The following is an 11875-nucleotide window of genomic DNA, read 5'->3' as shown; positions in this document are numbered from 1 at the left end:
CAGTCACTTACTTGAGTAAGCTCCTGGGGATTCACTCGGTTGCCGTTTTCCTGCAACTCGAATTATTTAGGGTATAGAATCAACAATAAGATATCGGGGAAGAAGACAGTTTTAATAACGCGTGGGCAGCCCCGACTACCTCGCTAAATGTATCAACAATTACCTGCGGTTCCGCCGCCTTAAGCTGGTCGGTGTTATGAATCCCCCAGGTGACGCCAATGGCGGCTATACCGGCCTGTTTCGCCATCAGCAAATCATGAGTGGTGTCGCCCACCATCGCAGTGGTCGCCGCATCAGCGCCCAAACGGGACATCGCCAGCAGCCCCATTTCGGGGTGCGGTTTGGGGTGTGCCACCATGTCCGCCCCCAGCACCAGATCGAAGTACGACCACAATCCGGCCGCCTCCAGCAGCGCCTTCGCACTGGCGAATACCTTGCTGGTGGCGACCGCCAGCGTATACCCTTGCCCCTTAAGCAACGCCAGCCCCTCCACCACGCCGGGAAAAACCAGCCCCGGCGCCAGCGGCAGCACCTGCTCACGGAAAACGGCCTGATACAGCCTGACAGCAGCGGTTACCCTTTCGTCCTCGACCGGCAGCGCCAGAAGCTGACCAAAAGCTTTTTCCAGTGGCAGGCCGATAGTGGCGCGAATGGCGCGACGGTCCTCAACCGGCATCCCCAGATCGCGCAATGCCGTGACAAATGCACTAACAATGCCGCTCGGCGTGTCGACCAGCGTGCCGTCCAGATCAAAAATCACAAGTGGCTTCATGAGACATATCCTTATGCCTGGTTTTGCTGCCGTAGGTAGTCGGTATGGGCGCGGGCCAGTTTGCCAGCCAGCGCGGCGGTACTGATCAGCACCGACATATTGGCCTTGACCGTCCGCCCTTGCGTGGCTTTGGCGACGGCGCGCATCAGATACGGCGTGGCGCCCGGCCCGCGAATACCTTCACGCTCCGCCTGAACGGCGGCTTCACGGATAATCGACTCCACTTCATCGGTGTCGATGGCGTCCTCTTCGTGAATCGGATGGGTAATCAGCACCGAGCTCTGGTTACCCAGCTTCCAGTGCATCTCGATGGAACGGGCAATAACCGTGGCGTCGTCCAGCCGATGGGGGCTGTGAAAACCACTGGAACGGCAGTAAAAAGCGGGAAAATCGTCAGATTGATAGGAAATGATGGGTACGCACTGGGTTTCCAGATATTCAAGCGTCAAACCAAGGTCGAGAATACTCTTGGCGCCGGCGCACACCACCGCGACCCGGGAGCGGGTGAACTGGATCAGGTCGGCGGAAATATCCATCGACCGCTCGGCGCCGCGGTGCACGCCGCCGATGCCCGCCGATGCAAAGAAAGGAATACCGGCCAGGTCCGCCGCCACCAGCGACGAAGCCACGGTGGTCGCGCCCATGCCGCCTTGCGCCAGAATCACCGGAATATCGCGGCTGCTGGCTTTCGGAATGCCCTTGGTCGAGCCAAACCGTTCAATATCGGCATCCGACATACCAATCAGAAATCGGCCGTTTTCGATGCCGATCGTCGCAGGAATCGCCCCTTCGGCACGCACAGCGGCCTCAATCTTTCTGGCCGTAGCCACATTCTCAGGATAAGGCAGGCCGTGGGCGATCACGGTCGACTCCAGCGCCACCACCGGCTTACCGGTATGCAGCGCCTCCTTTACCTCATCGCTAAACCGCAGTAACTCATGCGAAAAATCCGTTTTAGACATAATATTCTCTCATCCTGGGCGATTATGTCAGGTTATCCCCGTCATACTTCAAGTTGCAGGCGCATTACGTTGCTCAACGCACGAGCATGTGGTCCTGCAACTCAAATTTATTGGGGGTATATTATCGATAATAATACATCCTGAATTATTATCGATTCGTACTAATCGCCAGCGTAATATTTTCACCGACTGGCGTATAACATCTTCATTAAATTAAAAAACGTTTTTCCTGTCTGCAAGATATTAACTATTGATCTGATAACCTAAATTTATTAGGCAATATGTATATTACTTTAATATTTCATGTTCAAGATTATTTTGTGATATGTAACACAAAAATATTATTTATTTGACAGCACAGTCAGATTGCTCCAACTGCTTCACTTTTTTTCTTCTGCTAAATAACGAAACATCCTGAACAATAATAATCGCCGAGAAAATGAATACCACTCCGACCAATTGTGCTCCGGAAAGCCCTTGTTGAAGAAATAAAAAGCCCAGTAACAGCGCGACCAACGGGCTGAGAAAACCCAGCATCGACATCATCACCGGCGAATTAGCTTCAATACCGGAGAACCACATGAAATACGCCAGTAAAGAGCCGGGAATCGCCAGGTAAAAATAACCGGCAAGGTTGGTCAGGGTCACCACATCCGGCAACGGCTCTGTCAGCATCTGCACCGGCAGAATCACCAGCCCGCCGCAAAACAGCTGCCAGCCGGTAAACGTCAGCATCGTCATTCCGGCCGGGCGCCCCCACTTTTTAGTCAGCACCAGACCGGACGCCATACTCACCGTCGCCAACGCCGACGCCACCAGCCCGGCGGGGTTCAGCGGCGCTTTCGGCAGCGAAATCAGCAACGCAATACCGATGCCGCCGGCCACGGCCGCCGCCATCTGCTTTTTCAGCACCGGCTGCGTCAGCAACAGGAAAGACAACAGGATGACGATCAGCGGCTGAAGCGACCCAACCAGCGCCACCACGCCGCCAGGCAGGCGATAAGCAGCAAAAAACAGCATCACAAAGAACACGCCGATATTGAGTGCGCCCAGTACAAACAAGCGCCACAGCCAGCCGACCGGCGGCAGAGTTTTACCGAGAATGAGAATAATACCAGCCGGCAACGCCCGGATCAGGGCAGCCAACAGCGGTTTGTCGGCAGGCAGAAATTGGGTGGTGACAAAGTAGGTGGTTCCCCAGACACAGGGGGCGTAAAAAGCGAAATCTTTTAATTTCACGAAATGAACCTTCCTCAAACTGTTCCTGTCAAAAAGCGGAGGTCTATTTACGATCTCCGCTCAGCCTGAGGCGTACCGCCTCCCTGGCCGTACAGAAGGCGCACATCCATGTGCAGTTCTCCTGACTTACTCACTTTCGATCTTCCCGTATCTTGACGCATCACATCCTGTGACACCGATAAACAACACCGCATATTACGATTTCGTAATATACGCATACGTAATTAGTGTGTCAATAACATCTGACATTGAATATTTCTTTCCAGAATATTACAGTAGGGTTGATCGCGTAATGGTATTGACCTACGCCTTAATAAAAAGGAATGGTTTTTTATATTAATCAAGGATATCTAGTTAATGGCACGCTACCTGGAAGTATCAGATATTGTTCAACAATGGCGCAACGAGCGCCCCGACCTCGATGTCGAGCCCATGCTGGTGATTGGCACCCTATCCCGTGTCAGTCTGCTGATTGACCGCGCCCTGGACAAAGTATTCAGCAAGTACAAACTGAGCGCCCGCGAGTTCGACATCCTGGCGACCCTGCGCAGACGAGGCGCGCCTTATGCCATCAGCCCGTCTCAGATCGTCAACGCGCTGATGATCAACAACAGCACCCTGACCAGTCGGCTGGACAGGCTGGAGCAGGCCGGCTGGCTGCGCCGGATGCCGATTGAAGGCGACCGCCGTTCAGTCAACATCCAATTGACCGACGAGGGTTTCGCTCTGATCAATCGGGTAGTGGAAGAGCATGTGGAAAATGAACGCGACATTCTCTCCCCGTTCAGTGAAGAAGAAAAAACGCAGTTGCGCGCCCTGCTGGGGCGGGTTGAAAAACACCTGGTAAACAACCGTTAATGATCGGGTGACATCGCGGTCTGGCAGCCAGCGGCAACAGACGGCAGGCACGAAAAAGGGGCATCCAGACGGATGCCCCTTTTGCCGTTACATGCAGGCCGCGATTATTTCGCGGACTTGTCCTGCAGCAACGGATTGGCGACCTGCGGCAGACCCGCATTGCCGGAGGAAATCAGGCCGCTTTCCACGTAGTTAAACAGCTTCTCGCGGGTGTCGGTGATGTCCAGATTACGCATCGTCAGCTGACCGATACGGTCATCCGGCGAGAACACGGATTCGCCTTTTTCCATCGTCAGGCGTTCCGGTTTGTAGGTCAGGTTGTCCGACACGGTATTCAGGATCGAATAGTCGTTGCCGCGACGCAGTTCAAGCGTCACTTCGCCGGTGATTTCGCTGGCGACCCAACGCTGCAGCGCGTCACGCAGCATCAGCGCCTGCGGGTCAAACCAACGGCCCTGATACAGCAGGCGGCCCAGTTGGCGGCCATGAGCGTGGTACTGCTCGATGGTGTCTTCGTTATGGATGCCGGTCACCAGACGTTCGTAGGCGATGTGCAACAGCGCCATCCCCGGTGCTTCATAGATGCCGCGGCTTTTCGCTTCGATGATACGGTTTTCGATCTGGTCGCTCATGCCGAGGCCGTGACGACCCCCGATGCGATTGGCTTCCAGCAACAGTTCCACGTCATCGGAGAACGTCTGGCCGTTCAGCGCCACCGGATGGCCGCGCTCGAAACGCACGGTCACTTCTTCCGCCGGAATGCGCACGTTTTCGTCCCAGAACTTCACGCCCATGATCGGATTAACGATTTTCACGCTGGAGTTCAGGAATTCCAGATCCTTCGCTTCGTGGGTCGCGCCCAGCATGTTGGAGTCGGTAGAGTAGGCTTTTTCCGCCGACATTTTGTAGTCGAAGCCCGACTTCGTCATAAACTCGGACATCTCCTGACGGCCGCCCAGTTCGTCGATGAAATCGGTGTCCAGCCAGGGTTTGTAGATTTTCAGTTCGGCATTGGTCAGCAGGCCATAGCGATAGAAACGCTCGATGTCGTTGCCTTTGTAGGTGCTGCCGTCGCCCCAGATATTAACGCCGTCTTCTTTCATCGCCGCCACCAGCATGGTGCCGGTCACCGCACGGCCCAGCGGCGTGGTGTTGAAGTAAGTCATACCGCCGGTGGTGTTGTGGAACGCGCCGCACTGAATCGCCGCGATGCCTTCCGCTACCAGCTGTTTACGGCAATCGATCAGACGAGCATTCTCGGCGCCATATTCTTTGGCGCGACGCGGAATGGCGTCGTAGTCCTCTTCATCCGGCTGACCCAGGTTCGCGGTATAGGCATAAGGCACCGCGCCTTTCTGACGCATCCACAACAAGGCGGCGCTGGTATCCAGACCACCGGAGAAAGCAATCCCAATCCGCTGGCCCACCGGAAGATGTTTCAAAATCGTCGTCATAACTATTAATCCCTGCTTGATTTCGATGGCGTTAAGCTTAGCAGCCCTGCCGCCGGGTTACGCAATGTCTGGTCATGCATTGAGACGCGCACGACACGGCGCCATCAGAATCGACTGCGATGAACAACCGCGCATCAATGCATATTTATGCAGAATTTATGATTGATAATTTAAACATCTTTTCCGGCAGACCGGAAGAGAGGAGGCGGATTTTCAGGAAAAAAATTCACTACGACGGCCCCGGCCCCAAAGAAAAGCCAAAAAGCCGCCGTTTTTCATGCTGCTGGCACGGCTGCTGTATGGAGCGACGCGGCTATAGCGGCAAACGCGCCCAGCCATGAAGCAGCATATACACACCCACTACCGCGATCAGCAAGCTGGAAAAATAGGGCGCCCGGCGCGCCGGCGTGGCGAATCCCGGCCAGCGGCGGCTGGCCTGCTGTACGCTCAGCGCCGCGCCGACCCCGACAGCCACCAGCGTCAACGCCAGCCCGATGCTGAAACACACCACCAACGCCGCCCCCAGCGTAAAAGCCTTCACCTGAATACACAACAGTAGCACCGTGATGGCGGCCGGGCAGGGAATCAGCCCGCCGGTCAGGCCAAACAGCAAAATCTGCCCGTTGGTGGCTTCCCGATTGGCGAAACGCAGGCGTATCTCGTTGGCATGCGCCCGCTCATGTGCGTCCTGATACTCACCATGAGCCTGCCCGTGGTCATGTGGATGTTCGGCATGCTGGTGAGCGTGATTACGCTCATGGTGATGATGGTCATCATGGTCATGGTCGTGATGATGCTCATGACTATGCCGATGTTGCACCCATGCCCGCTCGTCGCGCCAGGTGCGCCAGAACATCCAGGTGGCGGTCCCCAGAATGATGATGCCGGAAATAAACTGCAGCCAGGGCTCGGTGGATTCGGCGGTAAATTGCTGGCTCAGGTACATGCCGCCCAGCGCAATCAGCCAAACCACGGCGGTATGGGACAACGTAGCGGCCACCCCCAGCATCACCGCCTGCTTCACCGTTCCGCGAATCGCCACGATAAACGCCGCCATCATGGTCTTGGAATGCCCCGGCTCCAGGCCGTGTAACGCGCCCAACAACACCGCGCTGGGAATAAACAGCCAGGCGTTAGCCACGCCCTGCTGCAAAAGTAAGGAAAAATCCGTCATAGTTAGCGTCCGAATCAGGTGGTCGGCAGGCCAGCCTGGAAGTGAAATGATGAAAATATACTATACCCCAGTATAGGGTCAAACAAGACGGGAGTCGCCATGCCGCATACCATTCACGAAAAAAAGAAACTACTGACGCGCGTCAGACGCATCAAAGGTCAGACGGACGCGCTGGAAAAAGCGCTGGACGGCGGGGGACGTTCATGTCTGGAAATCCTGCAACAGATCGCCGCCATTCGGGGAGCGGTGAACGGATTGATGGGCGAGGTGCTGGAAGGCCACATCCGTGACCATCTGATGAATGAAGAAGCGGACCCGGCGGAACGCGCCGGCGATCTGGAAGCGATCGTGACGGTAATTCGTTCGTATATGAAGTAGCTTGTATGGCGTAGTTTGCATGACGTAGTGGGTTGAAAAACCGACCCTACGCAGCCGGTCGCCAGCGTCTGCCCTACCGGGCGGCGACCACGGCATGAAGGGAGGGAGTATAGCGCTGTTTATCGCCAGCGCGGACGAGCAAACATCGATTACGCGACCTACCACTCAATATTAAAACGACGTTTCATTTGAAACGAGTTTCTTTGCTATCCTCGGCGGCACAGATGTTACTCCCTTTGATGATTGCTGGAGATACCATGGCCAAGAACGTCGCCATTCTTTTGGCTCCCGGATTTGAAGAAGCGGAAGCGATTATGGTGATCGATGTGCTGCATCGCACGAAACTGGACGTCACCCTGCTTTCCTGTCACGACCGGCTGGAGCTACACAGTTACCACAATATCCGCATGTTCGCGGATGCCCTGCTGGAAAGAAATATGGACCGGCTGTTTGATGCCGTGGTGATTCCGGGAGGTCCGCAGGGTACGGTGAATCTGGCCGCCAATCCGATGGTGACGGAATTTATCCGCCGCCACGACGAAGCCGGCAAGCTGATTTGCCCGCTGTGCTCGGCGGCCGCCAGAGTGCTGGGCGGCAACCAGTTGCTGAAGGGCCGTCGCTATGTCTGCTCCGGCGACCTGTGGAAAGACGTGACCGACGGCGTGTATGTCGACCAGAAAGTGGTGGAAGACGGCAACCTGATCAGCGGCAAAGGGCTGGGCGTGGCGTTTGATTTCGCGTTCACCCTTGCCAGCCGACTGAGCGAAGATCGCGACGATGTGAACTTCCAGGTCGAGCATATCTATTACGACTACTGGCGCGTGCCCGCCTGAATGGACGCTCTGTGACGGCGCGGGCGCGCCGTCACTCCTGTCGTGCTCAGATTACCCCCGGATTACATCCCGTCATTCATTGTCATATCGGCTGTCGCCGTAGCCGCCTTCGCCATAGCGTTCGCGGTATTCGCGCGGCGTCAGGTCGTAATCCTTACGGAACACGGAATAAAAATACGGCAACGAGGGATAACCACACATAGACGAAATCTCGTTGATCGACAGCGACGTAGACACCAGCAGATTTCTCGCCCGCTCCAGTTTTTCGGTGTGGATCATACCATGAATGGTCTGCCCGGTTTCATCCTTGAAGCGTTTTTCAAGGTTGGAACGCGACAGCCCGACCGCGTCCAGCACCTGCTCCACTTTGATGCCTTTACAGGCGTGATGACGGATAAAATGCATCGCCTGAATCACCGCCGGGTCATGCACCGAACGGTAATCGGTCGAGCTGCGTTCCACCACCCGCAGCGGCGGCACCAGAATGCGCTGCAACGGCAGCGCATAGGGCGTCAGCAACAACTGATGCAACAGTTTGGCGGCCCGATACCCCATCTGCCGCGTCCCCTGCGCCACTGAAGATAGGGCCACGCGCGACAGGTAGCGGGTCAGTTCTTCATTATCGATGCCAATCACGCACAGCTTTTCCGGCACCGCGATGTTCAGGTGCTCGCACACCTGCAACAGATGGCGGGCGCGGGCATCCGTCACCGCAATGATGCCGGTTTGAGGCGGCAGAGTCTGAATCCAGTCCGCCAGCCGGTTCTGAGCGTACTGCCAGTTGCCCGGCGATGTCTCCATGCCCTGATACACCACGCCCTGATACTGCTCCGCCGCCACCAACTGCCGAAAAGCGTGTTCCCGTTCCTGCGCCCACCCTTTCCCCACCGATGCCGGCAGGCCGTAAAACGCGAACCGGTTCAACCCCTTATTCTTCAGATGCAAAAACGCGCTCTCCACCAGCGCGTGGTTATCGGTGGCGATATAGTGCACCGGCGGATAGTCCTGCGGATGGTGATAAGAACCACCCACACCCACCAGCGGCACCCGCACCCCGGACAGCAATGCGATAATCGCCGGATCGTCGAAATCCGCGATCACGCCATCCCCCAGCCAGTCGCGGATATTTTCGATGCGACAGCGAAAATCCTCCTCGATGAAGATATCCCAGTCGCACTGAGACGCCTGCAGATACTCACCTACGCCTTCAACCACCTGCCGGTCGTATACTTTGTTGGCATTGAACAGCAACGTAATACGGTAGCGTTTCTCAAACATGGCGATACGTTCTCTTCGGACAGTACGATGGTGGGCGTCGTCCCTTCTCCGGGCGAAATCCGGCGATCCGGCGCAAAAAGCGCGCCTTCCGCCTAAATAGCACGGTCGACCGTTAGCCCAAAAATAATTTCCTTACTTTGCGAACTGTCTCGCTCATTTTGCCGCAGATATACCGCCATCCCGGCCATCACAGTGATCAGGCCTTATGCTTGGTGGCGGTATCCATCCACACCGCCAGCAGCAGGATGCCGCCCTTGACGATGTACTGCCAGAAGGTGGGTACATCGAGCATGCTCATGCCGTTATCCAGCGACGCCATAATGAACGCCCCCATCACGGCGCCCGCTACGCTACCCACCCCGCCCGCCAGGCTGGTGCCGCCGATGACGCAGGCGGCGATGGCGTCCAGCTCCGCGATATTCCCGGCTGACGGCGACCCGGCGCCCAGCCGGGAACTGAGCACCAGACCCGCCACCGCCACCATCAGGCCGTTGATGGCGAACACCGCCAGCTTGGTGCGCTCGACATTCACCCCCGACAGGCGAGCCGCGTCGATATTGCCGCCCACGGCGTAAATACGCCGCCCGAAGGCGGTGCGTACCGCCATGAACATGCCGCCCAGCATGATGAGCGTCAGCAGCAGTACCGGCGTCGGCACCCCGCGATAATCATTGAGCAGATAGATGGCGCCCAGCACCAGCACCGCCATCAGCGCCTGGCGAGCGACATCGCCGGACGCGGCGGCCACCGGCAGCCCCAGTCGCTGACGACGCAGCCGCTGACGCCAGCGCCATACCACAAACACCATCAGCCCGATAACGCCGAACAAAAATCCCACGCCTTCCGGCAGATAACTCTGGCCAATCTGCGACATCGCCGGGCTGGTTGGCGATACCGTCGTCCCGTTGGTGATGCCGATCAGCACGCCGCGAAACGCCAGCATGCCCGCCAACGTCACAATGAACGACGGCACGCGCCGGTATGCCACCCACCAGCCGTTCCAGGCGCCGAGCAACAGCCCCAATAGCAGGGTCGCCGCCACCGTCAGGGGCAACGGCCAGCCATACCAGACATCCAGAATCGCCGCCACGCCGCCCAGCAGCCCCATCATGGAACCGACCGACAGGTCGATTTCGGCGGAAATAATCACAAACACCATGCCCACCGCCAGAATGCCGGTGATGGCGGTCTGGCGCAGCAGGTTGGAAATGTTGCGCGCGCTGAGGTACGCGCCATCGGTCATGAAGGTGAAAAACAGCATGATGGCGACAATCGCCGCGATCATCACCAGCACCTGCAGATTGAAAGGACGGCGGCGAGGCGCGTCGCCGGGAGACGCCGCCGACGCGGGCGTACGGTCAGACAGCCAGGTTTTCAGCATGATGCTCACTCCTTAATGCGGCTTCCATCACCTGCTCCTGCGTCAGGCCCCGATTAGGCAAATCCGCCTTAAGCCGCCCCTGATGCATCACCAGCACCCGGTCGCTCAGGCCCAGCACCTCGGGCAGTTCGGAGGAAATCACGATGACGGCGATTTGTTGCTTCACCAACTGATTGATCAGTTTATAGATTTCATATTTTGCGCCGATGTCGATCCCCCGGGTCGGCTCATCCAGAATCAGGATTTTCGGGCGCAACAGCAGGCACTTCGCCAGGATGGCCTTTTGCTGGTTGCCGCCGCTGAGGCGGGCGATCGCCAGCTCAGGCGACGCGGTTTTCACTTTCAGATGGGTGATCGACTCCCGCAGACTATGCTGCTCGTCGGCATCCTGCAGCACCGACAGCGCGCCGGTGAACTGGTCGAGCGCCGCCAGCGTAATATTCTGCGCCACGCTCATCACTGGAATGATGCCGTCCTTTTTGCGATCTTCCGGCACCATAGCGATCCCCAGCGCCATCGCCTGCCGACAATGCCGGATAGCGACCGGTTTGCCTTCCACCCGGATATCGCCCTGCCATCGCCCTGGATACGCGCCGAACAGGCACTGGACCGTTTCGGTGCGCCCGGCGCCGACCAGCCCGGCGATCCCCAGCACTTCGCCGCGGCGCAGGCTGAACGACACGTCGTCCACCCGGCGAATATGGCGGTTCACCGGATGCCAGGCGGTCAGGTGCTCCACCCGCAGCACCTCTTCGCCGATATCATGCGGTTGGTTCGGGTACAGCTCCGTCAGCTCACGCCCCACCATCATGGCGATGATCTGATCTTCGCTGAGCGAGTCCGCCGGGCAGGTGCCAATGTGTTTGCCGTCGCGGATCACGCAGATCACGTCGGAAATCGCCTTGACCTCGTTGAGCTTGTGGGAGATGTAGATGCAGGCGATGCCGTGGTGACGCAGGTCGCGCACGATATCCAGCAACACGCCGGTTTCCCGTTCGGTCAGCGACGCGGTGGGTTCATCGAGAATCAGCAGCCTAACCTGCTTGTTCAACGCTTTGGCGATCTCCACCAGTTGCTGTTGACCCAACCCCAGTTCGCCAACGCGGGTATTCGGATCGATGTCCAGCCGCACCTGCGCCAGCATCGTCTGACAGCGCAGGTACATGGCGTCGTAATCCATCACGCCAAAGCGCGTCCGCTCATTGCCGAGAAAGATGTTTTCCAGCACCGTCATCGCTTTGACCAGCGCCAGCTCCTGATGAATGATAGCGATCCCTTTCTGCTCGGTGTCGCGGATATGCCCGGCCCGCAGCTCATCGCCGGCGAACCGGATGCTGCCCTCATAGCTGCCGTACGGATACACCGCGCACAGCACCTTCATCAGCGTCGACTTGCCGGAACCGTTCTCGCCGCACAGCGACAACACCTGCCCCGCCTCCAGCTGCAGGCTGACATTGTCCACCGCTTTCACCGCCCCGAAGGCCTTGGTGATGTTTTTCATTTCCAACAGACACGGCATAACCCCTCCGCCTGGCCGATGCCGCAC

General features: G+C 57.6%; 12 protein-coding genes. 4 read left to right on the top strand and 8 right to left on the bottom strand.

Features of this window, described 5'->3' with window-relative positions:
• Nucleotides 1-79 precede the first annotated feature (79 nt).
• The 3 genes from CVE23_RS00460 to CVE23_RS00450 all read right to left on the bottom strand — a co-directional run bounded on the left by CVE23_RS00460 (nt 80) and on the right by CVE23_RS00450 (nt 2973).
• Entirely contained in the window at nt 80-772 is a 693-nt protein-coding gene (locus CVE23_RS00460; protein WP_038920620.1) for an HAD family hydrolase, read from the bottom strand.
• An 11-nt stretch (nt 773-783) separates the two neighbouring features.
• Nucleotides 784-1734, bottom strand: coding sequence for a pseudouridine-5'-phosphate glycosidase (locus CVE23_RS00455; protein ID WP_100848652.1), 951 nt, complete (start codon nt 1732-1734; stop codon nt 784-786).
• Nucleotides 1735-2079: 345 nt separating this feature from the next.
• Nucleotides 2080-2973 (bottom strand): carboxylate/amino acid/amine transporter, encoded by an 894-nt coding sequence (locus CVE23_RS00450; RefSeq protein ID WP_100848651.1) that lies wholly within the window; start codon nt 2971-2973, stop codon nt 2080-2082.
• Between the two features lie 357 nt (nt 2974-3330).
• Between CVE23_RS00450 and CVE23_RS00445 the strand changes: the two genes are divergently transcribed.
• Nucleotides 3331-3831, top strand: coding sequence for a MarR family winged helix-turn-helix transcriptional regulator (locus CVE23_RS00445; protein WP_038663695.1), 501 nt, complete (start codon nt 3331-3333; stop codon nt 3829-3831).
• Nucleotides 3832-3935: 104 nt separating this feature from the next.
• Here the strand turns inward: CVE23_RS00445 and argG are convergent, their stop codons facing one another.
• The gene (argG, locus tag CVE23_RS00440; protein ID WP_100848650.1) at nt 3936-5285 is read right to left on the bottom strand and encodes an argininosuccinate synthase; all 1350 of its coding nucleotides are present in this window, start codon (nt 5283-5285) and stop codon (nt 3936-3938) included.
• A gap of 119 nt (nt 5286-5404) precedes the next feature.
• Between argG and CVE23_RS22575 the strand changes: the two genes are divergently transcribed.
• Nucleotides 5405-5626 carry a hypothetical protein gene (locus tag CVE23_RS22575; RefSeq protein ID WP_145958386.1) on the top strand — a complete coding sequence of 74 codons (222 nt, stop codon included), beginning with the start codon at nt 5405-5407 and terminating at the stop codon, nt 5624-5626.
• Here CVE23_RS22575 and CVE23_RS00435 read toward each other — a convergent pair.
• Complete coding sequence (locus CVE23_RS00435; RefSeq protein ID WP_100848649.1) at nt 5599-6459, bottom strand: nickel/cobalt efflux protein RcnA; 861 nt, start codon at nt 6457-6459, stop codon at nt 5599-5601. The two genes, CVE23_RS22575 and CVE23_RS00435, sit on opposite strands and share 28 nt — an antisense overlap.
• 99 nt (nt 6460-6558) lie before the next feature.
• Here CVE23_RS00435 and CVE23_RS00430 point away from each other — a divergent pair, with 99 nt between their 5' ends.
• Entirely contained in the window at nt 6559-6837 is a 279-nt protein-coding gene (locus tag CVE23_RS00430; protein WP_038920625.1) for a metal/formaldehyde-sensitive transcriptional repressor, read from the top strand.
• Nucleotides 6838-7094: 257 nt separating this feature from the next.
• Entirely contained in the window at nt 7095-7670 is a 576-nt protein-coding gene (locus CVE23_RS00425; RefSeq protein ID WP_038663704.1) for a DJ-1/PfpI family protein, read from the top strand.
• Between the two features lie 72 nt (nt 7671-7742).
• On the opposite strand, the gene xylR is transcribed toward CVE23_RS00425, so the two are convergent.
• From xylR to CVE23_RS00410, 3 genes are all read right to left on the bottom strand, one after another.
• A complete protein-coding gene (gene xylR / locus CVE23_RS00420; protein WP_042861607.1) occupies nt 7743-8948 on the bottom strand; it encodes a D-xylose utilization transcriptional activator XylR in 1206 nt (401 codons plus the stop codon).
• Nucleotides 8949-9144: 196 nt separating this feature from the next.
• Nucleotides 9145-10329, bottom strand: coding sequence for a xylose ABC transporter permease XylH (gene xylH / locus CVE23_RS00415; protein ID WP_042861608.1), 1185 nt, complete (start codon nt 10327-10329; stop codon nt 9145-9147).
• Nucleotides 10307-11848, bottom strand: coding sequence for a xylose ABC transporter ATP-binding protein (locus CVE23_RS00410; RefSeq protein ID WP_100848648.1), 1542 nt, complete (start codon nt 11846-11848; stop codon nt 10307-10309). Before CVE23_RS00410 ends, xylH begins: the two co-directional genes overlap by 23 nt.
• Between the last annotated feature and the right edge of the window lie 27 nt (nt 11849-11875).

The sequence above is a fragment of the Dickeya fangzhongdai genome (assembly GCF_002812485.1).
Lineage (GTDB): Bacteria > Pseudomonadota > Gammaproteobacteria > Enterobacterales > Enterobacteriaceae > Dickeya > Dickeya fangzhongdai.
This window is presented reverse-complemented; position numbering and strand designations above follow the sequence as displayed.

What these genes read in the sequence shown, in the direction of transcription:
- CVE23_RS00460 (WP_038920620.1), bottom strand. Translation starts at nt 772, where the DNA reads ATGAAGCCACTTGTGATTTTTGATCTGGACGGCACGCTGGTCGACACG.
- CVE23_RS00455 (WP_100848652.1), bottom strand. Translation starts at nt 1,734, where the DNA reads ATGTCTAAAACGGATTTTTCGCATGAGTTACTGCGGTTTAGCGATGAG.
- CVE23_RS00445 (WP_038663695.1), top strand. Translation starts at nt 3,331, where the DNA reads ATGGCACGCTACCTGGAAGTATCAGATATTGTTCAACAATGGCGCAAC.
- argG (WP_100848650.1), bottom strand. Translation starts at nt 5,285, where the DNA reads ATGACGACGATTTTGAAACATCTTCCGGTGGGCCAGCGGATTGGGATT.
- CVE23_RS22575 (WP_145958386.1), top strand. Translation starts at nt 5,405, where the DNA reads ATGAACAACCGCGCATCAATGCATATTTATGCAGAATTTATGATTGAT.
- CVE23_RS00435 (WP_100848649.1), bottom strand. Translation starts at nt 6,459, where the DNA reads ATGACGGATTTTTCCTTACTTTTGCAGCAGGGCGTGGCTAACGCCTGG.
- CVE23_RS00430 (WP_038920625.1), top strand. Translation starts at nt 6,559, where the DNA reads ATGCCGCATACCATTCACGAAAAAAAGAAACTACTGACGCGCGTCAGA.
- CVE23_RS00425 (WP_038663704.1), top strand. Translation starts at nt 7,095, where the DNA reads ATGGCCAAGAACGTCGCCATTCTTTTGGCTCCCGGATTTGAAGAAGCG.
- xylR (WP_042861607.1), bottom strand. Translation starts at nt 8,948, where the DNA reads ATGTTTGAGAAACGCTACCGTATTACGTTGCTGTTCAATGCCAACAAA.
- xylH (WP_042861608.1), bottom strand. Translation starts at nt 10,329, where the DNA reads ATGCTGAAAACCTGGCTGTCTGACCGTACGCCCGCGTCGGCGGCGTCT.
- CVE23_RS00410 (WP_100848648.1), bottom strand. Translation starts at nt 11,848, where the DNA reads ATGCCGTGTCTGTTGGAAATGAAAAACATCACCAAGGCCTTCGGGGCG.